Origin of the sequence: Saccharothrix sp. NRRL B-16314 (assembly GCF_000716595.1) — a bacterium.
In the GTDB taxonomy this organism is placed as follows: Bacteria; Actinomycetota; Actinomycetes; order Mycobacteriales; family Pseudonocardiaceae; genus Actinosynnema.
This window is the reverse complement of the sequence record NZ_JNXC01000003.1, coordinates 514,454-537,862: the sequence shown is the minus strand read 5'-3', so window position 1 is coordinate 537,862 and position 23,409 is coordinate 514,454. Positions and strand designations below refer to the sequence as shown.

The 23,409-nt window shown below is 70.4% G+C and carries 23 protein-coding genes and 1 tRNA gene; 8 read left to right on the top strand and 16 right to left on the bottom strand.

Annotation, left to right across the window (positions count from 1 at the left end; translation table 11 throughout):
* Positions 1-51 precede the first annotated feature (51 nt).
* The 3 genes from OQ02_RS45630 to OQ02_RS09575 form a co-directional block, all read right to left on the bottom strand.
* Entirely contained in the window at positions 52-282 is a 231-nt protein-coding gene (locus tag OQ02_RS45630; protein WP_231499940.1) for a helix-turn-helix domain-containing protein, read from the bottom strand.
* 180 nt (positions 283-462) lie between these two features.
* Positions 463-536 (bottom strand) — tRNA-Leu (locus tag OQ02_RS09580).
* A gap of 84 nt (positions 537-620) precedes the next feature.
* Positions 621-902, bottom strand: coding sequence for a metal-sensitive transcriptional regulator (locus OQ02_RS09575; protein WP_033437871.1), 282 nt, complete (start codon positions 900-902; stop codon positions 621-623).
* Positions 903-1,172: 270 nt separating this feature from the next.
* On the opposite strand from OQ02_RS09575, the gene OQ02_RS09570 reads away from it, so the two are divergent.
* Positions 1,173-1,514, top strand: a complete 342-nt coding sequence (locus OQ02_RS09570; RefSeq protein WP_015104119.1) for a histone-like nucleoid-structuring protein Lsr2 — start codon at positions 1,173-1,175, stop codon at positions 1,512-1,514.
* Positions 1,515-1,579: 65 nt separating this feature from the next.
* Here OQ02_RS09570 and pabB read toward each other — a convergent pair whose 3' ends face one another.
* The 3 genes from pabB to OQ02_RS09555 form a co-directional block, all read right to left on the bottom strand.
* A complete protein-coding gene (gene pabB / locus OQ02_RS09565; RefSeq protein WP_033437870.1) occupies positions 1,580-3,640 on the bottom strand; it encodes an aminodeoxychorismate synthase component I in 2,061 nt (686 codons plus the stop codon).
* A gap of 117 nt (positions 3,641-3,757) precedes the next feature.
* On the bottom strand, positions 3,758-4,705 hold the full coding sequence (locus OQ02_RS09560) for a hypothetical protein (RefSeq protein WP_033437869.1): 948 nt from the start codon (positions 4,703-4,705) through the stop codon (positions 3,758-3,760).
* Positions 4,702-5,205 (bottom strand): SigE family RNA polymerase sigma factor, encoded by a 504-nt coding sequence (locus OQ02_RS09555; protein WP_033437868.1) that lies wholly within the window; start codon positions 5,203-5,205, stop codon positions 4,702-4,704. The genes OQ02_RS09560 and OQ02_RS09555 overlap by 4 nt, the downstream gene beginning before the upstream one ends.
* Positions 5,206-5,319: 114 nt before the next feature.
* Here OQ02_RS09555 and OQ02_RS09550 point away from each other — a divergent pair, with 114 nt between their 5' ends.
* From OQ02_RS09550 to OQ02_RS09535, 4 genes are all read left to right on the top strand, one after another.
* Positions 5,320-6,540 (top strand): metallophosphoesterase, encoded by a 1,221-nt coding sequence (locus OQ02_RS09550; RefSeq protein WP_033437867.1) that lies wholly within the window; start codon positions 5,320-5,322, stop codon positions 6,538-6,540.
* Positions 6,541-6,617: 77 nt separating this feature from the next.
* Positions 6,618-7,802: a type III PLP-dependent enzyme gene (locus OQ02_RS09545; protein ID WP_033437866.1), complete on the top strand. Its 1,185-nt coding sequence runs from the start codon at positions 6,618-6,620 to the stop codon at positions 7,800-7,802.
* Positions 7,803-7,857: 55 nt separating this feature from the next.
* Positions 7,858-8,271 (top strand): adenosylmethionine decarboxylase, encoded by a 414-nt coding sequence (speD, locus tag OQ02_RS09540; RefSeq protein ID WP_033437865.1) that lies wholly within the window; start codon positions 7,858-7,860, stop codon positions 8,269-8,271.
* The gene (locus OQ02_RS09535) at positions 8,268-9,110 is read left to right on the top strand and encodes a spermidine synthase (RefSeq protein WP_033437864.1); all 843 of its coding nucleotides are present in this window, start codon (positions 8,268-8,270) and stop codon (positions 9,108-9,110) included. The genes speD and OQ02_RS09535 overlap by 4 nt, the downstream gene beginning before the upstream one ends.
* Positions 9,111-9,329: 219 nt before the next feature.
* Here OQ02_RS09535 and OQ02_RS09530 read toward each other — a convergent pair whose 3' ends face one another.
* Positions 9,330-11,393, bottom strand: coding sequence for a S9 family peptidase (locus OQ02_RS09530; RefSeq protein WP_033437863.1), 2,064 nt, complete (start codon positions 11,391-11,393; stop codon positions 9,330-9,332).
* 169 nt (positions 11,394-11,562) lie between these two features.
* Between OQ02_RS09530 and OQ02_RS09525 the strand changes: the two genes are divergently transcribed.
* The gene (locus tag OQ02_RS09525; protein ID WP_033437862.1) at positions 11,563-12,222 is read left to right on the top strand and encodes a COG4315 family predicted lipoprotein; all 660 of its coding nucleotides are present in this window, start codon (positions 11,563-11,565) and stop codon (positions 12,220-12,222) included.
* 58 nt (positions 12,223-12,280) lie between these two features.
* Here the strand turns inward: OQ02_RS09525 and OQ02_RS09520 are convergent, their stop codons facing one another.
* The 9 genes from OQ02_RS09520 to OQ02_RS09485 form a co-directional block, all read right to left on the bottom strand.
* A complete protein-coding gene (locus tag OQ02_RS09520; protein ID WP_033437861.1) occupies positions 12,281-12,886 on the bottom strand; it encodes a malonic semialdehyde reductase in 606 nt (201 codons plus the stop codon).
* Between the two features lie 79 nt (positions 12,887-12,965).
* Complete coding sequence (gene glyA / locus OQ02_RS09515; RefSeq protein WP_033437860.1) at positions 12,966-14,231, bottom strand: serine hydroxymethyltransferase; 1,266 nt, start codon at positions 14,229-14,231, stop codon at positions 12,966-12,968.
* Between the two features lie 13 nt (positions 14,232-14,244).
* Entirely contained in the window at positions 14,245-15,345 is a 1,101-nt protein-coding gene (gcvT, locus tag OQ02_RS09510) for a glycine cleavage system aminomethyltransferase GcvT (protein WP_033437859.1), read from the bottom strand.
* Positions 15,346-15,460: 115 nt separating this feature from the next.
* Positions 15,461-15,763, bottom strand: a complete 303-nt coding sequence (locus tag OQ02_RS09505; RefSeq protein ID WP_051772070.1) for a DUF3817 domain-containing protein — start codon at positions 15,761-15,763, stop codon at positions 15,461-15,463.
* Positions 15,764-15,777: 14 nt separating this feature from the next.
* A complete protein-coding gene (locus OQ02_RS09500; protein ID WP_051772104.1) occupies positions 15,778-16,131 on the bottom strand; it encodes a hypothetical protein in 354 nt (117 codons plus the stop codon).
* Between the two features lie 160 nt (positions 16,132-16,291).
* Positions 16,292-16,780, bottom strand: a complete 489-nt coding sequence (locus OQ02_RS09495) for a hypothetical protein (RefSeq protein ID WP_033437856.1) — start codon at positions 16,778-16,780, stop codon at positions 16,292-16,294.
* Between the two features lie 191 nt (positions 16,781-16,971).
* On the bottom strand, positions 16,972-17,133 hold the full coding sequence (locus OQ02_RS44730; protein WP_197043257.1) for a hypothetical protein: 162 nt from the start codon (positions 17,131-17,133) through the stop codon (positions 16,972-16,974).
* A gap of 412 nt (positions 17,134-17,545) precedes the next feature.
* Positions 17,546-18,670, bottom strand: a complete 1,125-nt coding sequence (locus tag OQ02_RS09490; protein WP_033437855.1) for a CaiB/BaiF CoA transferase family protein — start codon at positions 18,668-18,670, stop codon at positions 17,546-17,548.
* Complete coding sequence (locus tag OQ02_RS09485; RefSeq protein WP_442973593.1) at positions 18,670-19,794, bottom strand: acyl-CoA dehydrogenase family protein; 1,125 nt, start codon at positions 19,792-19,794, stop codon at positions 18,670-18,672. The genes OQ02_RS09490 and OQ02_RS09485 overlap by 1 nt, the downstream gene beginning before the upstream one ends.
* Before the next feature lie 219 nt (positions 19,795-20,013).
* Between OQ02_RS09485 and OQ02_RS09480 the strand changes: the two genes are divergently transcribed.
* Positions 20,014-21,216, top strand: a complete 1,203-nt coding sequence (locus OQ02_RS09480; protein WP_033437853.1) for an acetyl-CoA C-acetyltransferase — start codon at positions 20,014-20,016, stop codon at positions 21,214-21,216.
* Positions 21,216-23,273, top strand: coding sequence for a 3-hydroxyacyl-CoA dehydrogenase NAD-binding domain-containing protein (locus tag OQ02_RS09475; RefSeq protein WP_033437852.1), 2,058 nt, complete (start codon positions 21,216-21,218; stop codon positions 23,271-23,273). Before OQ02_RS09480 ends, OQ02_RS09475 begins: the two co-directional genes overlap by 1 nt.
* The last annotated feature ends 136 nt before the right edge of the window (positions 23,274-23,409 follow it).

Sequence of the window (23,409 nt, the reverse complement as noted above, 5' to 3'; positions counted from 1 at the left end):
GTCCACGTACATGATCACGTCCTCCTGCCCACCCTCGCGAAGCACGATCTCCTAGACGCGCGCCCGTTCAGACCGGTTGGCCAGGTTGAACCGCCGCCCAGGATCGGACCAGTTCAAGTGGATCGGCAGGGTCACGACGGAAAAAGCCCGGTCCACCGGAAGCCGGGGAAGCTCACTCAACGTGAGGACCACGCGACCACGCAGCGTCGACCGCGAAGTACCTGCTCGACGTGCGAGTTCCTCTTGACTGAGACCCGCAGCGCGCCTCGCCCGGACAAGCATCCCCGCCATGTCCGCCATGCCGCCCCCAGTGACGTATCCGAAGGGCTACGGCACGCGAGTCGGCCCACCGGCGACAACCCGCACCCGGTCCGACCCCGACGAACCGACCAGGGCGGGAACAAGATCGACCCCTGACCCGAAGATCACAGGTCAGGGGCCAGAGCAGGTGAAGTGCGAATGTGCCCCCGGTGCGACTCGAACGCACACTGGACGGATTTTGAGTCCGCTGCCTCTGCCGATTGGGCTACGGGGGCCGGCGGGAGCACTCTACTCGATCAGGTTGCCCGGCCGCCGCACGACCCCCGACTCCGGGGAACGACGGCCGGGGGTCCCGGGCGTCAGGACCGGACCAGTCGACCGATGGCGGCGGACGCTTCGGCGATCTTCGCCTCCGCCACCTCGCCACCCTCGGCCGCCGCCTGCGCCACGCAGTGCTTCAGGTGCTCGTCCAGCAAACCCAGGGACACCGCCTGCAACGCCTTCGTCGCGGCCGAGATCTGGGTCAGCACGTCGATGCAGTACTCGTCGTTCTCCACCATCCGCTGGAGGCCGCGGACCTGCCCTTCGACGCGTCGCAATCGCTTGAGGAACGCGTCCTTGTCCGGTGTGTAACCGTGCATCGCTCCCGACCTTCCCTACCCTGGGCGGGTACCCGACTCCCAGGATAGGCCACTCGACCGGGTGTGACCGGCACCACGGGCAAGGCTTCGGGCTCCTCGCATTTCAGCGGGCGCGGTTAAGCCGGTGAAATGACCCGTCCGGGGGCATCGTCACATTTTCCACACGAAAGGTTAGGCGATATTCCTCTCGTGCACTATGGTGTCGTCGAAGCGTGTGGCGCAGAACAAGTCGAAGGCAGCACGCGCTATGCGAGCACACACGGAGGAACAGTGGCACAGCAGACCGTCGTCCAACTCATCGACGACCTCGACGGCAGCGAAGCCGCCGAGACCGTGACCTTCGCGCTGGACGGAGTGGAGTACTCCATCGATCTCTCCAAGGACAATGCGGACAAGCTCCGCGAGTCCCTGGCCGACTTCGTCGCCAAGGCGCGCCGCGCGGGTGGCCGCAAGCAGCGCAAGGGCACCGGCAAGAGCACGGTAAAGGCTGGTGACAAGGCGCAGGCGCAGGCGATTCGGGACTGGGCGCGCGCGCAGGGCCACCAGATCTCCGACCGCGGTCGCATTCCCCAGGGCCTGGTCGTGCAGTTCCAGGAAGCCCACGCCTCCTGAGTCGCGTCGTTTTCCCCTGCGGCGGTCCGCCACTGCCGCAGGGGAACAACGCAGGTCAGGGGCCGTCAGGCCATTCGGCTGCGCCCCGGGAACTCGGCGTCCATCAGGCTGAGCAGGGCGGTCGCCTTGACCGCCGTCTCCTCGAATTCCTCCGCCGGGTCGGACAGCGCGATGACCGCGCCGCCCACCCCGAAACTCACCTTGTCCCGGTCCACCACCAGCGTCCTGATGACGATGCTGAAGTCGGCCGTTCCGGAGAGTGAGAAGTAACCGAGCGCCCCGGAGTAGACACCCCTGGGCCCGGCTTCCAGCCCGTCGATGATCTGCATTGTCCGGATCTTGGGCGCCCCCGTCATGGACCCACCCGGGAACGCCGCCCTAACGACGTCGGCGGCGGAACTCCCGGAACGCAGTCTGGCCCGAACGGTGCTGACGAGCTGGTGCACTGTCGCGTAGCTCTCCACCTCGAAGATCCTGGGCACCTCGACGCTGCCGACTTCCGCGCAATGACCCAGATCATTGCGGACCAAGTCCACGATCATGAGGTTCTCGGCCCGGTCCTTCGCGCTGGTGGCCAAGGCCGTGCGCAAAGCCTCGTCCTCCGCCGCCGTGGCCCCGCGTGGTCTGGTGCCCTTGATTGGCTCCGATTCGACGACGCCCTGTCGGTCCACCCGGATGAACCGCTCGGGTGAAGTGCTGAGCACGGAGAGCGCACCGAAACGGAGCAACGCCCCGAACGGCGCGGGGCTTTCCGCGCGGAGGAACCGGTAGGCGTCCCACGGGTCGACCCCGCCGCGCCACGCCACCGTGTTCGTCAGGCACACCTCGTAGCTCTCGCCCGCCGTGATGGCCTCCTGACATGCCGCCACCAGCTTGAGATAGTGCGAACGGCTGTGCCGCGCCTGCACGGACTCCGCGCGGGCCGGTCGCGGAGGCGATGCGGGCACCGCGGTGAAATCACGCAGGAAATCGGCCGTTCGGCCCAACCACCCATCCTCGTCGGACAACGCCAACAGGTAGACGCACCGCGAAACGTGGTCGAAAACCAACGCCCGGTCGGCGAACACGAATGCCGCGTCGGGCTGCTCCGAACGGTGCGCCGCCACTCCGCCGCATTCGGCCTTCAGCTCGTACCCGAGGTAGCCGACCCACCCGAGCGCGAACTCGAACGGCACGTCCGGTGGCGTCACCCGCCACGCGGCCAGGTCGGCCTCCAGCCAGTCGAAGAACGGCCCGGGGTGCGTCACCCCGTCCACGGTGACCTCGCCGGTCCACACGTCGTACGTCGCCACGCGCGCCAGCGGCCCCTGCGCGTCACCCATCACGGAGAACCGACCCCGCGCGCCGACGAGGCTGCTGTCCAGCCAGAACGCGTCGCCGGACGCCCCGTACAGGGCCGCGTACACGTCCTCCGCCGACGGGTGCGCGTCCACGCGCCGCACCAGCACCTCCCGACCTGGAACGGAGTCCGGAACAGGAGCGGCAACGGAGACGGGCGCCTCGGACGGCACCTCGACGGCAGGCAGCGGGGTGACGGCGGGCTCTACGGCAGCGGCGGCGGTCAGGTCGCGGAAGTTGGCCAGCAGCCGGTGGCCGTGCGACGTGCACACCGACTCGGGGTGGAACTGCACGCCCCACGCGGGCCGCGACCGGTGCCGCACGCCCATCAGGACGTCATCGGAGGACGTCCACGCGATCGGCTCCAGCGAATCGGGCAGGTCGGACACGGCCAGCGAGTGGTACCGCACCACGGGCAGCGGCGACGGCAGGCCGGCGAACACGTCCACCCCGGTGTGCCGCACCAGGTCCACCACACCGTGCCGGGGCGGCACCAGCCCCACGGACGCGCCGTGCGCCAGGCACAGCCCTTGGTGGCCGAGGCACACCCCGAGCAGCGGGATCGCCGCCTCGTCGATGACCGCGCGGCACAGCCCGAAATCGGACTCGCGCTGCGGCCGGCCGGGGCCGGGCGAGATCACCACGTTGTCGAACCGGCGCAGGTCGGACAGCCGGAACCGCGGGTCGTCGTTGGTGATGACGACCGGCTCGCGCCCGTTCACCTCGGCCAGGTACTGGAAGAGGTTGAAGGTGAACGAGTCGTGGTTGTCGATGAGCAGGGTCCGCATGGCAGACACGACGTTACCTGCACGAACACCCGGATGGAGTACCCCCGGACGGACGACACACCACACACCGAAGAGGCCGGGCACACGTGCTGCCCGGCCTCCCCGTCCCTCCCCGACTCAGTCCAGGTGGAACGTCGGGTCCGCGGCGATGGCCGCGAGCTGCTGCGACGTCAGCGGCGGCTCGGCCAGCGCCGGGTGACCGGAGAACTCGTAGCCCTTCGACTGGGCCACGATCACCACCGTGCCGTCGTCGTACCGGTAGAAGGCGGCCTGCTCCATGCCGTTCTCCGCACCGTTCCCCGTGACGACCACGACCGGCTTGCCGTCGACGTCGACGATGTCGCACCGACCGTCGCCCCGCACGTACGGCTGGCTGATCACCATGCCGCAGCCCTCGAGGTCCCTGAGCCGCGTGTTGCCCTTGGTGTCGACCTGCACCCACAGGTGTCCGACGCCCGGGGCACCACCGCGCACCACCGGGGTGATGGCCAGGTACTCCCAGACCTCCAGCCTGTCGGCGGCGTAGTCGACGAACTGCGACTGGGCGCGGGTCATCGGCCCGTGGTCCTGGAAGCCGATCCTGGTCCTGTCCTCGGCCTTCACCCCGGTCGGCAACGACGACGCCAGGTGGTTGAGCACGGTGACGCTCTTGTCCGCCCGCGGCCCGTTGGTCGAGGTCCGGTCGCCCTGCCCGTTCGGCCAGGGGGTCTTCTCGTCACCGGACGACGGCGACGCCACGTCCGAGGTGTCCGTCCCGGACGGCGACGGCGGGATCGACGTCAACGACGGTCGGGGGTCCGACGACAGGGTCTCCGACGACTGCACTTCGGACGACCGGGCACCCACCTGAGCGACGCCGCCGCCACCCGCCAGGTTCGGCACCAGCACGGCGCCGACCGCGATGGCGACCACACCCAGTCCGGCGACCGCCCCTCCCCACGTGGCCTTCCGGCGGCGGTGCGCACGGCGGCCCCGGTCCAGCGCAGCCCCGGCGTCCATCGGTGGTGGCGGGCTGCTCGCCACCATCACGTCCTGCAACGCGCTCTTCAGCTCGTGCTCGTTCATCGCACCATCTCTCCCTGCTGAGGGGTGATCAGGCCGCGCAGCGTCTGCAGCCCCCGCGCGGCCTGGCTCTTCACCGTTCCTTCGGAACAGCCCAACGCCCTGGCGGTCTCCTCGACCGACAGGTCTTCCCAGTACCGGAGCACGAGCACGGCCCGTTGCCGTGGTGGTACGCCGGCCAGCGCCGCGAGCAGCACCAGCCGGTCCTCCGTCGAGCCACGTCCGACGGCCGCCGTGTCGACGGCCGTCTCGCTCACCCGTTCCTTGCGGAACCAGCCACGGCGCAGTTCGGACACGAACGTCCGGACCAACGTCTGCCGTGTGTAGGCGTCGAGTGCCTCGTGCCGGTCGATCCGCCGCCACGCCACGTAAAGCTTCGTGAACGTGGCCTGGACCAGGTCCTCGGCACGGTGCCAGTCGCCGCACAGCAGGTACGCCGTGCCACGCATGGCCTCGGACCGCGCCGCGAAGTACTCGGCGAACGCGGTGTCCCGATCACTCATCTGTCCTCCCCCGTGCTGCGGTACGAGGTAATCACGCAGTCGGGCACTCGGGGGGTTGCATGCCGGCTCCGAGATTCGTGGAAACTGGTCCCATCACCACCCGGGAGGCCCCGCTTGTTCTTCTTCGTGCTGTTCGCCGTCGTGATGGGCGCGGCCCACTACTACATCTGGAAGCGGGCCGTCCGGGACACGACCCGCCCCGGCCGCGGACGTCGGATCGGCACCGTCGTGGTGCTCCTCCTCTACGTGCTGGTGATGGCCGGCCTGTCGGTGAGCAGGCTGGGCTCGGTGGTCGGCGACGCGCTGGCGTGGCCGGGGTTCGTCTGGCTGGCGGGAGCGTTCTACTTCTCGTTGGTCCTGGGCGTGCTGGAGATCCCCCGGCTGCTGGTGCTGCGGTCGACCCGGCGGCTGGAGGTGTCGGTCGCCGCGGGCGTACCCGACGCGGTGGTGGAGACCCCGGAGGCCGCCCAGGCGCCCGAGGAGCAGCCGGCGGACCCGGGCCGGCGGCTGTTCATCGCACGGTCGCTCGCGGTCGTGGGCGGGGTGGCCACGGCGGGCGTCGTCACGTACGGCGCCACGGAGGCGTTGGGCGACCCGGTGATCAAGCGCGTGCCCGTGACGCTGGGCAAGCTCGACCCGCGGCTGTCCGGCTACCGCATCGCGGTGGTGAGCGACATCCACCTCGGTCCGCTCCTCGGCCGCGGGCACACCGAGCGGGTGGTGCGGATGATCAACGAGCAGCAGGTGGACCTGGTCGCGATCGTGGGCGACCTGGTCGACGGCACGGTGGACGAGCTGGGCGAGGCGGCGGCTCCGCTGGGCGACCTGGTGAGCACGCACGGCAGCTTCTTCGTCACCGGCAACCACGAGTACTACTCGGGGGCCGAGCCGTGGCTCGCGGAGCTGGAGCGGCTCGGGGTCAACGCGCTGCGCAACGAGCGGCTGACGATCGAACGGGCCGGCGCGTCGTTCGACCTCGCGGGCGTCAGCGACGTCACCGGCGTGGCGTTCGACGACGGCCCCGACTACGCGCGCGCCCTGGACGGCCGGGACACGTCGACGCCCGTGGTGCTGATGGCGCACCAGCCGGTGCAGGTCCGCGAGTCGGCGAAGCACGGGGTGGACCTCCAGCTGTCCGGGCACACGCACGGCGGCCAGATGTTCCCGTTCCACCTGGCGGTCGGCCTCCAGCAGCCGATGCGCAGCGGGCTGGAGACGATCGACGGCACGCAGGTCTACACGACGAACGGAGTCGGCTTCTGGGGTCCGCCGGTGCGGGTGGGCGCGCCGCCGGACATCACCGTCGTGGAGCTGCGTCACAAGTTCGCCGGCTGATAGCGCTTTTTTCGCCTTCACCACCTAGAGTGGACCGCCGTGCCCGAACACGGTTGCGGAGGGGGACCCCTAGCGAGATGACGAAGAGCTTTGCCGATCAACGGCTTGACGAGGCAACAGCTCGTATCCGTCATTTCCTGGACAATGAGCGACCGGACACCCCCTGTCTGGTGATCGACCTGCCGACCGTGCGCGACCGGTTCACGGCCATCCGTTCGGCGTTGCCGCAGGTGGGGATCTTCTACGCGGTCAAGGCGAACCCGACGCCCGAAGTGGTCGGGCTGCTGGCGGCCGAGGGCTGCTCGTTCGACGTCGCCAGCCCCGCGGAGATCGACCTGTGCCTGGCGCGCGGCGCCGCGCCGGAGACCATCTCCTACAGCAACCCGATCAAGAAGGCGCGGGACATCGCCTACGCGTACGGGCGGGGCGTGCGACTGTTCGTGTCCGACAGCGAACAGGACGTGCTCGCGCTCGCCGAGCACGCGCCCGGCGCGTCCGTGCTGCTGCGGATCCTGGTGAACAGCAAGGGTTCCACCTACCCGTTCGGCAAGAAATTCGGCTGCTCGCCCGAAATGGCGACGGATTTGCTGCGGTTGGCGGCGGAGTCGGGGCTCGTTCCGCTGGGCGTGGCGTTCCACGCCGGGTCGCAGCAGCTCGACCCGAACGGCTGGGACGCCGCCATCGCCGACGCCGCCCTCATCACCGCGAAGCTGCGCGCCGAGGGCGTGGCGCTGACGACCGTCAACCTGGGCGGCGGCCTGCCCGCCGGTTACCTGGAGCAGCCACCGCCGCTGTCCGCGTACGCCGCGGCCATCACGGCGTCGGTCGAACGCCACTTCGGCGGCCTCCCCGACGACTGCCGCGCCCCTCGGGTGATGATCGAGCCGGGACGCGCGATCGTCGCCGAGTCGGGTCTCATCAGGTCCGAGGTGGTCCTGGTGGCCCGCAAGTCCTATTCGGACGAACGCCGATGGGTGTTCCTCGACATCGGCCGGTACGGTGGACTGGCGGAGACCGAGGGCGAGGCCATCGCCTACCCCCTGCGGACGAGCCGGGACGGCGGACCCGTCGGCCCGGTGGTGATCGCCGGCCCGACGTGCGACGCGGACGACGTCCTGTACCAGAACACGTGCTACCAGCTGCCCCTGGAGCTGCGCGCGGGTGACCACGTCGACCTGCTCGGCGCGGGCGCCTACACGGCCAGCTACTCCTCGGTGGCGTTCAACGGCTTCCCGCCGCTGGCCACCCACTGCGTGCGATGAGCACGCCCCCGCCTGTCCGTTGCAGTGCACCTCCTGAAGATGTTTGGAGTGATTGATGTCCGAACTCCCGTGCGAAGTCGAGCCGGTCGGCTTGTTCGCAGGACAGCACGTGCTCGCCGAACTTGAAGGCGTGAGCCCCGAACTGCTCGACGACGAGCAGTTCCTGCGACACGCGCTCGGTGAAGCGCTCACCCAGGCGGATGCCACGGTGTTGGAGGTGGTCTCCAAGCAGTTCGAGCCGCAAGGGGTCACCGTGCTGGCCCTGTTGTCGGAGTCGCACGCGTCCATCCACACGTATCCGGAAGTCGGAGCGGTGTTCGTGGACGTGTTCACCTGCGGCACGCGCGCCAAGCCCGCGCTCGCGGTGCAGTTGCTGGCCGAAGCGCTGGGAGCTGCGTCGGCACGGACGGACACGGTCAGCCGGGGACGCCGCGTCCCCGCACTCGTCGGTGAGGAGAAAGCGTCTTGATCCGCGAACCGCTCGCGGCCGGAATGACCCGGCACTGGGACGTCGAAGAGGTCGTGGTCGACACCCGGACCGAGTTCCAGCACCTGGTGATCGCCCGCACCGCCCAGGGGTTGTCGCTGTTCTGCGACGACGACCGGCAGAGCACCGAGTTCAGCCAGTTGACGTACCACGAGGCGCTGATGGCGCCCGCGCTGCTGCTCGCCGACCGCGTCGACCGGGTGCTCGTCATCGGGTCGTCGGAGGGCGTCGTGTGCCAGATGGCGGTGGCGGCGGGCGCTTCGGTGGTCGACCACATCGACATCGACTCGCAGGCCGTGCGGCTGTGCGCCGAGCACCTGCCGTACGGGTACACGCCGGACGAGCTGGCCCTCGCCGAGAAGGGCGAAGGCGCGATCCGGGTGCAGTACATCGACGGCTACGAATACATCCGGACGACGTCGGAGCGTTACGACATCGTCCTGGTGGACCTGCCGGACGAGCGCGAGGAAGAAGCGCAGCACAACCGCCTGTACGGCGCGGAGTTCCTCGGCCTGTGCAAGGCGCTGCTCACGCCGGGCGGCGTCGTGGTGTCGCAGGCCGGCTGCCAGACGATGTGGCGCAACACCACGTTGATCCGGATGTGGCAGCGGTTCAACGAGGTGTTCGACACGGTGGCGTACTACGGCTCGGACGAGCACGAGTGGGCCTACCTGTTCGGGCGCGCCGACGAGGTGGCCGACCCGACCGCCCTCATGGTCGAGCGGCTGCCCGCGTGCGGCTACCAGCCAGAGACGATCGACGACCTCGCCCTGGTCGGCAACTCGATCCCGCCGTACCTGGTGCGCCACTCGCTGGCCTGACCCACCCCCGTGAGTCCTACGTTCAGAACGCGTGAGTCCTACGTTCAGGACCCGTGAGTCCTACGTTCAGGACCCGTGAGTCCTACGTTCCCGTACCCCGAGTTCAACGCTCAGAACGGCCCGAGCCGGCCGACCTTGTCCTGAGCGTTGAATTCGGGGGTTCCGAACGTAGGACTCACGTGTTCTGAAGGAACGACACACGCGACGCGAACGTAGGACTCACGCGGTCAGGGAGCGGTGGAGGAAGTCGACCTGGAGCAGCAGCAGGTTCTCCGCGACCTGCTCCTGCGGGGTCATGTGCGTGACGCCGGACAGCGGCAGCACGGTGTGCGGACGGCCGGCGGCCAAGAGGGCCGACGAGAGCCGCAGGGTGTGGGCGGCCACCACGTTGTCGTCCGCCAAGCCGTGCACGATCATCAGCGGACGTTCCAGCTTCGGGGCGTCGGCGATGAGCGAGTTCGCGTCGTAGACCTCGGGCTTCTCGGCCGGGTGGCCCAGGTAGCGCTCGGTGTAGTGGGTGTCGTACAGCCGCCAGTCGGTGACCGGCGCGCCGGCGATGCCCGCGTGGAACACGTCCGGACGGCGCAGGACGGCCAACGCGGCCAGGTACCCGCCGTACGACCACCCCCGGATGCCCACCCGGGTCAGGTCCAGGTCGGGTTCGACGGCCGCGACGGCGTGCAGGGCGTCCACCTGGTCCTGCAAGGTGGCGTCCGCGAAGTCGAACGCGATCTCCCGCTCCCACACCGGACCACGACCGGGCGTGCCGCGACCGTCCGCCACCAGGACCGCGAAACCCTGGTCGGCGAGCCACTGCGACGTCAGGTACGCGTTCCGCGCCGAGACGACGCGCTGCGAGTGCGGCCCGCCGTACGGGTCCAGCAGCACCGGCAGCTTCACGCCCGGCACGTGGTCGCGCGGGAACAGCAGCGCCGTCCTCAACTCGCGCTCACCCACGGTCAGCAGCCGCACTTCCGGCGTGAGCACGGGGGTTTCCGCGAACGTCCCGATCTCGCCACCGGTCGACACGGTGACCTTCGGCCCGAAGCGGTCCATCGCCGACGACACCAGCAGCAGCACGCCTCCCGCCCGCGCAGCGCTGTTCACACCGTCCTCAGTGGACAGCCGGGTCGGCCCCTCGGCCGTGACCAGGAAGACGTGCGTCTGCGTCGGGTCGTCCGTGGACGCGGTCACGAGGACGCCGTCCTCGGCCACGTCCAGCACCGAGCGCACCTGGAACCCGTCGGGCGTCCACGGGCGGTCGCCCACGACGAGCCGGTTCGCGTCACCGATCGGCAGCACGCGCAGCAGTTCGCCGCCCGGCGTCCAGCGCGGCGCGCCCGGCACGATCTCCAGCCACCGCGGGTCGGTGTCGTCGGCCACCACGTCCACCGCGCCGGTCTCGACGTCCACCGCCAGCACGCGGACGTGGCGCTGGTCCCGTGACTGGACCTGGAGCAGCGGCTTGCCGTGCGACGACCACGACACCGCGGCCAGGTACGGGAACGCGTCGCGGTCCCACGTCACGTCGACCCGGTCGGCGCCGAAGACGGACACGCCGACCACCGCGTTGGCCTCGCCCGCGGCGGGGTACGCGATCTCGGCGGCGGGCTTGTCGGGGTTCGCCGGGTCGGCGATGTGCCACCGCGGCACGGGCGCGTTGTCCACCCGGGCCGCCAGCACGCGATCGCCGTCCGGGGAGAACCAGTACCCGCGGAACCGGCCCATCTCCTCGGCCGCGATGAACTCCGCCAGGCCCCACGTCACGTCCGGCCCGTCCGGCGCCGCCACCACCCGGTCCGCGCCGGACTCCAGCTCCACGACGTGCAGCGCGCCGTCCGCCACGTACCCGACCTTGCGCCCGGTCGGGTCGAGCCGGGGGTCGATGGCCGCGCCGGGTACCGGCAGCTCGCGCACGTCGCCGGTGGCGAGTCCGACCACGAACAGCCTGCCGGACAACGCGAACACCGCCTGCCGCACGGCGCCGTCCGTGGCGTAGCCGACGATGCCCGCCGCCTGCTCACGGGTGCGCTCGCGGCGTGCCCGCTCTTCCGGGGACAGGTCCTCGGGGTCGGTCAGCAGCGTGTTCGGGTCGACCAGCAGCGTCTCGGACCGGGTCGCGGTGTCGAACGCCCACAGGCCGTTCGCCCGGCTCGTGGCCGTGGCGGTGCGGAGGAAGTACACCCTGGCGCCGTCCGGCGCCACGGTGAACGTCCGCGGTGCGCCAAGGGTGAACCGCTGGGTGCGCGCGTGCTGGCGCGGAAAAGAGATCTCGTTGCCCACCGGGACACCCTATGTCCCCGGCGGACGCCTCCGGTCACCACGACGGCGACACGGACGGGTCCGCACGAGCGGTCACGCCGAACCCCTGTCCCCGCGCCGGGGCTGAACCACTCCCGGACGGGGGCCGTAATCGTCGGTGGAGCGATTGACGGACCAAGGAGGAGTGAGTGTGATCCGACGAAACCGCATCGCCATCGCCGTCGCGGGCGGCATGGCTGCCGTGCTCGCGCTGGTCATGTGGACTTCCAACGCCACCGGCCTGCAGGGCAGGACGGTCGCGCAGACCGAGCAGGTGGGCGCCGCGGCCCAGGGCGACTACGGCGACGTCCAGGAGCCCCTGGCCCCTCCGACCAGCGAGGAGGCGGCGTCCGCCGAGGAGACCGGGACCACTGCCGCCGGAACGCCGGAGGCCCAGGCCGCGCCCGCGCCGTCCGGTCCACAGATCTCGTTGGTGGGCAAGAGCGTTCCCAAGATGGGCGACGTCGTGCAGGACGGCGACGGCCGGACGCTGTACCGGTTCGACAAGGACACGCCGAACCCGGCGAAGTCCACTTGCGAGGGTCAGTGCGCCGTCACGTGGCCGCCCGTGCTGTCCAACGGCACGCCGCGGTTGCAGGGCGTCGACCCCGCGCTCGTGTCGACGGTGAAGCGGGCCGACGGCAGCGAGCAGGTCACCCTGGACGGCTGGCCGCTCTACACCTACGCGAAGGACGAGGCGCCGGGCCAGTGGAAGGGCCAGGGCGTCGGCGGCACCTGGTTCGTGGTGCAGCCCGACGGCAAGCGCAACGTGGAGTGCCTGCCGCCGGGGGTGACGGCGCCTGCCGCCTAGACCGCCGTGACAGCCCTGATCCCCCGGCCTGGGGTTGGCCGGGGGATCAGCGCACGCGTCAGACGACGGTGACGGCCTCGGCGTAGTCGAGGCGCGGGTTGCGCGGGTGCGTGCCGGAGTGGTCCGGGTGGCCGATGTTGACGACCACCAGCGGGAGCAGGGTCGTGTCGGCGAAGAACTCGCGGCGCACGCCGTCCTGGTCGAAGCCGCTCATCGGGCCCGCGGCGAGACCGGCCGCGCGAACGCCGACGATGAAGTAGCCGACCTGGAGCAGGGCGTTCAACTTCGCCGCCTCGGTCCGGCCGGCGTCATCGGCGAACGCCGCCTTGGCGCCCGGGTAGTTCGGGAACGTCCGGGCGAAGTGCTCGTGGAAGTCCGTGTCGGCGGACAGGATCGCGGTCACCGGCGCGGACTGCGTCTTCGCCCGGTTGCCCTCGGCCATGTGCGGCACGAGCCGGGCCTTGGCGTCCTCGCCGCGCACGAACAGCACCCGCAGCGGCTGGCTGTTCATCGAGGTCGGACCCCACTTGACCAGCTCGTAGACCTCGCGGAGCTGCTCGTCCGTCACCGGTTCGGAGGTGAACGCGTTCGCCGTGCGCGCCTCGCGGAAGAGCAGGTCCTGTGCGTCGCGCGGCAGCGCCATCGCGTCGAACGTCGTGGTCATGATGCCTCTTTCAGTTGTCCCGTACGCGGGTAGCGCACGGGACAACCGCCAGGGGGCACCGACTATTTCGTGGTGTGCTTCACAGGTTCGGGTACAACGGGTGCTTGGCCGCGAGCACCTCGACCCGGGAACGCAGCTCGGCCAGGTCCGGCGACGCCTGCAACGCCGCCGCGATGACGTCCGCCACCTCGACGAAGTCCGCCTCGCCGAAGCCGCGGGTGGCGAGGGCCGGCGTGCCGATGCGCAGGCCGGACGTCACCATCGGCGGACGCGGGTCGTTCGGCACCGCGTTGCGGTTCACCGTGATCCCGACCTCGTGCAGCCGGTCTTCGGCCTGCTTGCCGTCGAGCTCCGACCCCACCAGGTCCACCAGCACGAGGTGCACGTCCGTGCCGCCGGTGAGCACCTTCACGCCGGCCGCCGCCGCGTCGGGCTGGGACAGCCGGTCGGCGAGGATCTTCGCGCCCTCGACCGTGCGCCGCTGCCGGTCGGCGAACTCGGGTGACGCGGCGTGCTTGAACGCCACCGCCTTGCCCGCGATCACGTGCTCCAGCGGGCCGCCCTGCTGACCGGGGAACACCGCCGAGTTGATCTTCTTCGCCAGGTCGGCCTCGTTCGTCAGGATCACGCCGCCGCGCGGACCGCCGAGGGTCTTGTGCGTGGTCGTGGTCACGACGTGCGCGTGCGGCACCGGGCTCGGGTGCAGGCCCGCCGCCACCAGACCGGCGAAGTGCGCCATGTCGACCATCAGGTAGGCGCCCACCGAGTCGGCGATCCGGCGGAACTCGGCGAAGTCGAGCTGACGCGGGTAGGCCGACCAGCCGGCCACGATCAGCTTCGGCTTGAACTCGGTGGCCAGCCGCTCGACCTCGGCCATGTCGACCCGGCCGTCCTCCTCGGACACGTGGTACGGGACCACGTTGTAGAGCTTGCCGGAGAAGTTGATCCGCATGCCGTGGGTGAGGTGCCCGCCGTGCGCCAGGTCGAGGCCCAGGATCGTGTCGCCCGGCTGGATCAGCGCGAACATCGCGCACGCGTTGGCCTGCGCGCCCGAGTGCGGCTGCACGTTCGCGAAGCCCGCGCCGAACAGCGCCTTGACCCGCTCGATCGCCAGCCGCTCGATGACGTCGACGTGCTCGCAGCCGCCGTAGTAGCGGCGACCCGGGTAGCCCTCGGCGTACTTGTTCGTCAGCACCGAACCCTGCGCCTGGAGCACCGACACCGGCGTGAAGTTCTCCGAGGCGATCATCTCGAGCGTGCCCTGCTGGCGGCGCAGCTCGGCGGCGACGGCGTCCGCGACCTCCGGGTCGAACTCCGCGAGGGAGGCGTTGAAGTGCTCGGACATGTGGGTCTCTCCCTTAGCTGGTTCGCGTGTAGAACGGCAGTGCGACGACTTCGACCGGCTCGTGCCTGCCCCGGACGTCCACGGACAGCCGGGTGCCGGGCTCAGTCTCGCCGACGGCGACGTAGGCCATCGCCACGGAGTACCCGAGCGTCGGCGACAGCGCGCCGCTGGTGATCTCGCCGATCGGCGTGCCCGCCGAGTCCAGCACCGGGTACCCGTGTCGGGGCGCCCGGCGCGACGTGGTCTTCAAGCCGACCAGCTTGCGGTCGACGCCCTGCTCGGCGACGGCGGCCAGCGCCTCGCGGCCGACGAAGTCACCCGGCTTGTCGAGCTTGACCACCCGGCCGAGGTTCGCGTGGAACGGCGTGCGGTCGCGGCCCAGCTCGTTGCCGTACAACGGCATGCCGGCCTCCAGCCGGAGCGTGTCGCGGCAGCCGAGGCCGGCGGGCTTGAGGTCGTGCGGCGCGCCCGCCTCCAGCAGCGCCTGCCAGACGTGTGGCGCGTCGTCCGGCGCGACGAACAGCTCGAAGCCGTCCTCACCCGTGTAGCCGGTGCGGGCCAGCAGCACCGACTTGCCCGCGACCTCGGTCGGGTACGACGCGTAGTACTTCACGCCGGCCAGGTCGGTCGGCGTGAGGCCGGCGAGGATCGCGGTGGCCTTCGGGCCCTGCACGGCCAGCAGCGCGTAGTCCGTCGACCTGTCCTCGACCGTCGTGTCGAACCCCTTCGCCCGCTCGACCAGCGCGTCGTGCACGACGGCGGCGTTGGAGGCGTTGGCGACGACGAGGTACTCCTGCTCGCCGGTGCGGTAGACGATCAGGTCGTCGATCACCCCGCCGTCGGCTTCGCAGATCATCGTGTAGCGGGCGCGGCCGAGGCCGATCGCGGACGCGTGACCGACCAGGGCGTGGTCGAGCGCGGCGCCCGCCTCGGGGCCGGTGAGCACGATCTCGCCCATGTGGGTGAGGTCGAACAGGCCCGCGGACGTGCGCACGGCGTGGTGCTCGGCCAGCTCGCTGTCGTAGCGGAGCGGCATCCGCCAGCCCGCGAAGTCGGTGAACATGGCGCCCAGCGCTTCGTGCTCGGCGTGCAGGGGCGTGCGGCGGCTTTCCATCAGGCGAGGTCCTCCCTGGGGTGCGGACATGCCGTCAGCGCCGACCGGTCGGGTCGGCGCGTGGCTGGTCCGAGAATCACACGTGCGAAGCGAGAGCGGCTCGGATAGGCCCGGGTCACAGGCTCTTCTCGGCCCGGACGCTCTCGACCACCTTGCGTTCGGCGTAGAACGACACGAACGGGATCGTGCCCGCGAGCAGCACCAGCGCCGTGCCCTTGATCGACCAGCGGGCCTTGAGCGCGAGGTCGACCGTCAGCACGAGGTAGACCGCGTAGAGGAAGCCGTGGATCGGGCCCACCACCTGCATCATGCCCGCGCTGTCGCCCGCGTACTTGGCGATCATCGCGACCACGAGGAGCAGCAGGCCGACACCGACCACGTAAGCCATGAACCGGAACCTGGTCAACGCGCCGCTCATCGCCCTACCTTCGTTCACCGCTGGTCCCGCGCGTTGAGCGCGGCGAGCATGCGGTTGTAGGCCGCGAGCTCGTCGTCCTCGTCGTCGTGCGCGGGTGCTCTGACGGGCTCAACGGTAACGACCGGCCGCGACGGCACCGGCACCGGCTCCGGGACGGCCTCATCTGCGGCGTCGTCCGGGGCACCGGCCGCGGCGGCTGCCTCCTCGGCCTTGCGGCGGGCGTCCAGCCTGCGGATGCGCCACACCATGAACGCCGGGAAGAGGCCGAAGAGCGGCCACTGGAAGACGTAGCCGAGGTTCTGGAACGAGCCACCGGCCGCGGAGAACCGCTCCCACTGCCAGTAGGCCAGCCCGCAGCACACGACCATCGCCGCCACGCAGACAGCCGCGATGGCCAGACGCCGGGGGGTGATGAGGCCACGCACGCCTCAAGGGTACTGCTCCGGGGCTGGGGCTCCCCGCACAGGAGCCCGCCCCTCAAGGTGAGGGCTCCTCTACCGCGTAGGAGCCCGCCCCGACTCGATCCGACTAGGCCACGCCGTCCCGGCGTTGCCTCTGCAACCTGGCCACGCACCAGGCTGCCGCGCTGCCCCGACGCAGGTGCTGGAGCACCGTCATGGGGCCGAGGCGACGACCGAGGTCGGCGGGTGTGAGCCCGGCCGCCCGGTAGTCCAGAGCGCGCTGGTCCAACGGGCTGATGCCCGCGTCCCACCACTGCTCCGCCTCGCGCAGGTCACCCACCAGCTGCCAGTAGCTGGCGGCGGCGGCGAGCAGAGCCTCGGGCACCTCGGGCGCCCGCTTCCGCATCGCTGCCACGTACGCGGGATCCGCGGACTCGACCTTCACCAGGCCGCGGGAACCGCCGTTCGCCCGCTGCACCGGGATCCCCGGCAGGGACGGCGGTGCTTCCGCGAGCCACGCGTCCTTGATCCGGTTCACCTCCTGCAGCTCGGCGTCGTCCGAGCGCTCAGCCGCCCACTGCCGCAACAGCTCGTCGACTCCGGAGTCCTCGACCATTCTGCCTCCTCATCGGTCGAAGATCAGCCAATGCGACGCACCGTATTAGCGGCAAACGACAACCGCTAGACCCTTGTTTGTCTGAAACCCTGTTACCAGGGCGTTATAGCCCTCATTCCACCCGTACGGTGCAACGCCTGACCTGCGTGATCACCGATCGTGACCGCATTGAGCGGAGTTCGCGGGGCGGGCTAGGCGAAGAGGCTGCGCACGAAGGTGATGATCGACTCGGCGCCGGACTGGAGCCAGCCGAGCGCGGTCCGCACCGCCGCCGCGGACTCGTTGGGCTGGGTGATCAGGAGGAACAGCACCAGCGCGACCGCCGCCAGCGTCACCACCTTCTTGACGTTCACTGATCGGTCTCCGTCCGTCTCACAGGGCAGGGGCGGCCTGGCGCCGCTCCGGTCGGGTCACCCGCCATGGTCCCCCATTCACCCGGATGATGACGGCGGAACCCGCCGTCATCGCCCGACCGGTCTCAACGGCGACCACGAACCCTGCCTGGGAAACGCCCGCTGTCACCCGAACGGACGATCAAGGGGACCTGGGGTCCCGCCGATCACCAAGGTACGGGCCACTCGCCCATCCCCCCAGCACGGACATCGAGGTTCATCGACACTGTCAGCTCTCCCTCGGCTCTCGTAGCTCATCACCTGATTGCGCCGGTGTCCGCACCGAGCGTGACAAGGCCGCTGTCGGCCGCCACCCATTTCCGGTACCCCTTCAGGTGATTTTCCGCGCCCATTTCCGCGGTCGAAGAAGTGATCAACCGATGACACCCGACCGCCGGAGATCGTCGATCTCGGCGTCGTCCAGTCCCAGCTCGCCCAACACCTCGACGGTGTGCTCACCCACCATCGGCGGCGGGCTCGGCGCCGACGCGGGCGTCCGCTCGAACCGGGGTGCGGGCGCGGGCTGCGACACCCCTCCTACCTCGACGAACGTCCCGCGCGCCGCGACGTGGCCGTGCTGTGCGGCCTCACCGGGAGCCAGCACGGGCGCGAGGCAGGCGTCCGTGCCCTCGGCCAGCGCCGCCCACTCGTCCCTCGTCCGGGTGGCCACCGCCGCGCCGATGCGGGCCCGCAGCTCCGGCCAGTTCGCCGGGTCGTGCCGCCCCGGAAGCTCCGCGCCGGCCAGCCCCAGCACGTCCAGCAGCTTGGCGTAGAACTTCTCCTCCAACGCACCGATGCTGACGAACCGGCCGTCCGCCGCCTCGTACACGTCGTAGAACGGCGCGCCGCCGTCCAGCAGGTTCGTCCCGCGCGCACCGGGCCAGGCGCCCGCCGACGCCATGCCGTGCAGGAACGTGGTCAGCAGCGCGGCGCCGTCGACCATGGCCGCGTCCACCACCTGCCCGCGCCCGGACCGCTCCCGCTCGTACAGCGCCGCCAGCACGCCCACCGCCAGCAGCAGCCCGCCGCCGCCGAAGTCGCCGATGATGTTCAGCGGCACGGTCGGGGGAGAACCGGCCCGCCCGATGGGCTCCAGCGCGCCCGCCACCGCGATGTAGTTGATGTCGTGCCCGGCGCGGTCCGCCAGCGGCCCGCCCTGGCCCCACCCGGTCATCCGCCCGTAGATCAGCCGCGGGTTGCGGGCCAGGCACTGCGCCGGCCCGACGCCCAGCCGTTCCGTGACGCCCGGACGGAAACCCTCGATCAGCACGTCGGACCCGGCGACGAGGCGGAGCACCAGCTCGGCGCCCTCGGGCCGCCGCACGTCCACGCCGATCGACCGCCGCCCACGTCCGAGCACGGGCACTTCCACGTTGCCCGCGAGCCGGTCGACCCGGATCACGGACGCGCCGAGGTCTGCCAGCACCATGCAGCCGAAAGGCGCTGGTGCGAGCCCTGCCAGCTCGACGACCTTCAGCCCTGCCAACGGCCCCGGCACTAGAGCGACCTCGCGATGATTTCCTTCATGATCTCGTTCGTCCCGCCGTAGATCTTCTGGACGCGCGCGTCCGCCCACGCGCGGGCGATCGGGTACTCCGTCATGTAGCCGTAGCCGCCGAACAGCTGGACGCACTCGTCCACCACCCGGCACAGCCGCTCGGTGGCCCACCACTTGGCCATCGCCGCCGTGGGCACGTCGAGCTTGCCCTCCAAGTGCTCCGCCACGCACTGGTCCACGAAAGCCCTGGTCACGCGGGCCTCGGTGGCGCACTCGGCGAGCGTGAAGCGGGTGTTCTGGAACTTGATCAGCTCCCGCCCGAACGCGGTGCGGTCCTTCACGTAAGCCAGCGTGAGGTCCACGGCAGCCTCGATGCCCGCGACGGACGCCACCGCGATGATCAGCCGTTCCTGCGGCAGCTGCTGCATGAGCTGGACGAACCCCTGGCCCTCGACCTCGCCGAGCAGGTTCGCCGCGGGCAGCCGGACGTCGTCGAAGAACAGCTCGGCGGTGTCCTGGCCCTTCAGCCCGATCTTGTCCAGCACCCGGCCCCGGCGGAACCCCGGCGCCGAGTCCGCCTCCACCACCAGCAGCGAGGTGCCCGCGGCGCCCTGGGCGGGGTCGGTCTTGGCGACCACGATCACCAGGTCGGCCTGCGCGCCGTTGGTGATGAACGTCTTCGAGCCGGACAGCACGTACTCGTCGCCGTCCCGCAGGGCCTTCGTCTTGATGTTCTGGAGGTCGGAGCCGCCGCCGGGCTCGGACATGGCGATCGCGCCGACCGACTCGCCGGACGCCAGCTTCGGCAGCCAGCGCCGCTTCTGCTCCTCCGTGCCGTAGGCGTTGACGTAGTGGGCGACGATCCCGCTGTGCACGCTGTTGCCCCACGCGCTGTCGCCGCACCGCGCCTGCTCCTCCAGCAGCACGGCCTCGTGCGCGAACGTGCCGCCGCCACCGCCGTACTCCTCGGGGATCGACAGGCAGAGCAGCCCGACCTCACCGGCCTTCTTCCAGAAGTCCCGGTCCACCTGCTTCTGCGCGGCCCAGCGCTCGTGGTGCGGGACCGACTCCCTCTCGAAGAACGTCCGGGCCAGTTGGCGCAGCTGGTCCAGGTCCTCGGTCATCCATGCGGAACGGCGAGTTGGCATGACGTTGACATTCCCACTGCCAGGCCCGTGCCGCCATGACCGCGACATGCCAACGTGACGTGTGATCGTGAGCGCAATTGTCAAGATCGGATGGCGTCGCGGCCGAGGTCGGGAGGGTTGGGGCTGCTCCGTGAGCTAATAAGTCACCTCATGCGGTCATGGGCAACGGCGAGCCGCTTCCCTACCGTTGAGTACATGAGCGAAGCCTTGATCTTCGACGCGGTGCGCACACCGCGTGGCAGGGGAAAGCGCGGTTCGCTGCACAGCGTCAAGCCGATCACCCTGGCTTCCGGGGTGCTCGCGGCGCTGGCGCAGCGCAACGACCTGGACACCTCGGCGGTGGACGACGTGGTGTTCGGCGTCGTGTCGCCGGTCGGCGAGCAGGGCGCGGACATCGCCCGCACGGCGGTCCTGGCGGCCGGCTGGGACCTGCGGCCGGCGGGCGTGCAGCTCAACCGGTTCTGCGCGTCCGGCCTGGAGTCGGTGAACCTGGCCGCGGCGAAGGTGGCGTCCGGGTTCGAGGACCTGGTGGTGGCGGGCGGCGTCGAGTCGATGTCGCGGGTGCCGATGGGTTCCGACGGCGGCGCGTGGATGGCCGACCCGGAGACCAACATGGCGGTCAACTTCGTGCCGCAGGGCGTGAGCGCCGACCTGATCGCCACGTTGGAGGGGTTCAGCCGGGAGGACGTGGACGCGTTCGCGCTGCGCTCGCACCAGCGGGCGACGCTGGCGCGTGACAAGGGGTACTTCGACCGGTCGCTGGTGTCCGTGGTCGACCAGAACGGCGCGGTCGTGCTCGACCACGACGAGGCGATCCGCCCGGAGACCACGCTCGAAGGCCTGGGCAGGCTGAAGCCGAGCTTCACGTTCCACGGCGACCTGGGCTTCGACGCGGTGGCCATCGACCGGTACCCGACGGTGGAGCGCATCTCGCACGTCCACACGCCGGGCAACTCGTCGCAGATCGTGGACGGCGCGGCGGCGATGCTGATCGGCAACGCCCGCACCGGGCGGGAACTCGGCCTCACGCCCCGCGCCCGGATCATCGCCACCGCGATCATCGGCTCGGAACCCACGATCATGCTGACCGGTCCGGCGCCGGCCGCGCGCAAGGCGTTGGACAAGGCCCGGCTGACGGTCGAGGACATCGACCTGTTCGAGATCAACGAGGCGTTCTCGTCGGTGGTGCTGAAGTTCCAGCGTGAACTGGACCTGCCCGACGAGAAGGTCAACGTCAACGGCGGCGCGATCGCGCTGGGCCACCCGCTCGGGGCGACCGGCTGCATGATCCTCGGCACCCTGCTCGACGAGCTGGAGCGCCGGGACCTGCGGCGGGGGCTGGCCACGTTGTGCGTGGGCGGCGGCATGGGCATCGCGACGATCATCGAGAGGGTCTGATGGCTATCCACTTCGAGCGGGACGACGAGGGGATCGTCACCCTCACGATGGATATGTCCGGTTCGGCGAACGTGATGAACGCCGAGTACCACCGGGACATGGGTGAGGCGGTCGCCAAGCTGGAGGCCGCCCGTGACGACATCACCGGTGTGGTGCTGACGTCGGCGAAGAAGACGTTCTTCGCCGGTGGCGACCTGAACCTGCTGATCCGGATCACGCCCGAGAACGCCTTGGAGTCGCTGGGCTTCCTGGAGGAGGTCAAGGACCAGCTGCGGCGGTTGGAGCAGCTGGGCAAGCCGGTCGTCGCGGCGATCAACGGCAGTGCGCTGGGCGGCGGTTTCGAGATCGCGCTGGCGTGCCACCACCGGGTCGCGCTGGACGACGACAAGATCAAGATCGGGCTGCCGGAGGCGACGCTGGGCCTGCTGCCCGGCGGTGGCGGCGTGACCCGGATGGTGCGGCTGCTCGGCGTGCAGCCCGCGTTGCCGCTGTTGATGGAGGGCAAGCAGCTGCGGCCGGCGCGGGCGTTGCAGGCCGGGCTGGTGCACGCCCTGGCGTCGTCGCGCGAGAACTTGATCACCCAGGCTCGGGCGTGGATCAAGGAGAACCCGGCGCCGCAGCAGCCGTGGGACAAGCCGGGGTACGTGGTGCCGGACGTGCGGTTCGGCGACCCGAACCTGTACGGGCTGCTCGCCGCGGCGCCCGCCGTGCTGCGGAAGAAGACGCACGGCGTGTACCCGGCGCCGGAGAAGGTGCTGGCGGCGGCCGTCGAGGGCGCGCTGGTGGACTTCGACACGGCGTTGCGGATCGAGACGCGGTACTTCGTCGAGCTGGCTTCGGGCCAGGTCTCCAAGAACATGATCAACACGTTCTGGTTCCAGCTGAACGAGATCGGCGCGGGCAAGTCCCGGCCGGCCGGGGTGCCGGCGTCGAAGGTGTCCAAGGTCGGCGTGCTCGGCGCGGGCATGATGGGCGCGGGCATCGCCGAGGTCAGCGCCAAGGCCGGGATCGAGGTCGTGCTGAAGGACGTGACGCTCGAGGGCGCGCGGCGCGGTGCCGGTGACACGCCGGGCATCACGCCGACCGACTCCGACGCCGACCTGGCCGGGTGCGACCTGATCGTCGAGGCGGTGTTCGAGAACCGGGAGCTGAAGAACCAGGTGCTGCCGGCGGCGGAGTCCGCTGCCCTGCCGGACGCGGTGATCGCGTCGAACACGTCCACGCTGCCGATCACCGGGCTGGCGTCGGCGGTGGGTGATCCCTCGCGGTTCGTCGGGCTGCACTTCTTCTCGCCGGTGCCGAAGATGCGGCTCGTGGAGATCATCCGCGGCGCGGAGACGTCGGACGAGACGCTGGCGCGGGCGTTCGACTACGTGCTGCAGATCGGCAAGACGCCGATCGTGGTGAACGACAGCCGCGGCTTCTACACGTCACGGACGTTCGGCACGTACGTGACCGAGGCCGTGTCGATGGTCGCGGAGGGCGTGGCGCCGGCGTTGATCGAGAACGTCGCCCGCCGCGCCGGGATGGCCGTCGGGCCGCTGGCGGTGTCGGACGAGGTGACGCTGACGCTCCAGCTGAAGATCCGGGACCAGGCGCTGGCGGACTCGGCCTCGGGTGCGCTGGCCGACCACCCCGCGTTCCGGGTGCTGGAGGAGCTGGTCGGCGAGGGTCGGACCGGCAAGTCCGGCGGGGCCGGGTTCTACGAGTACCCCGCGGAGGGCCGGAAGTTCCTGTGGCCGGGGCTGGCGCGTTATGCGCGGGCCGACGCGGGCGTGACGGAGCGGGACGTCGAGGACCGGCTGCTGTTCGTCCAGGCGTTGGAGACGGTGCGGTGCCTGGACGAGGGTGTGCTGACCTCGGTCGGTGACGCGAACATCGGCAGCGTCTTCGGGTTCGGCTTCGCGCCGTGGAGCGGTGGCACGCTGCAGTTCGTCAACTCGTACGGCCTGGCCGAGTTCGTGGAACGCGCCGACTACCTGGCCGACACGTACGGCGAGCGCTTCCGCCCCACGTCCTCGCTCCGCGACCGCGCCACCCACAACACCCCCTTCTAACCAGTGAGTCCTACGTTCGCGCCCCGTGAGTCCTACGTTCCGAACGCGTGAGTCCTACGTTCGTGTACCCCGAGTTCAACGCTCAGGACAAGGTCGACTGTTCTGAGCGTTGAACTCGGGGGTTCCGAACGTAGGA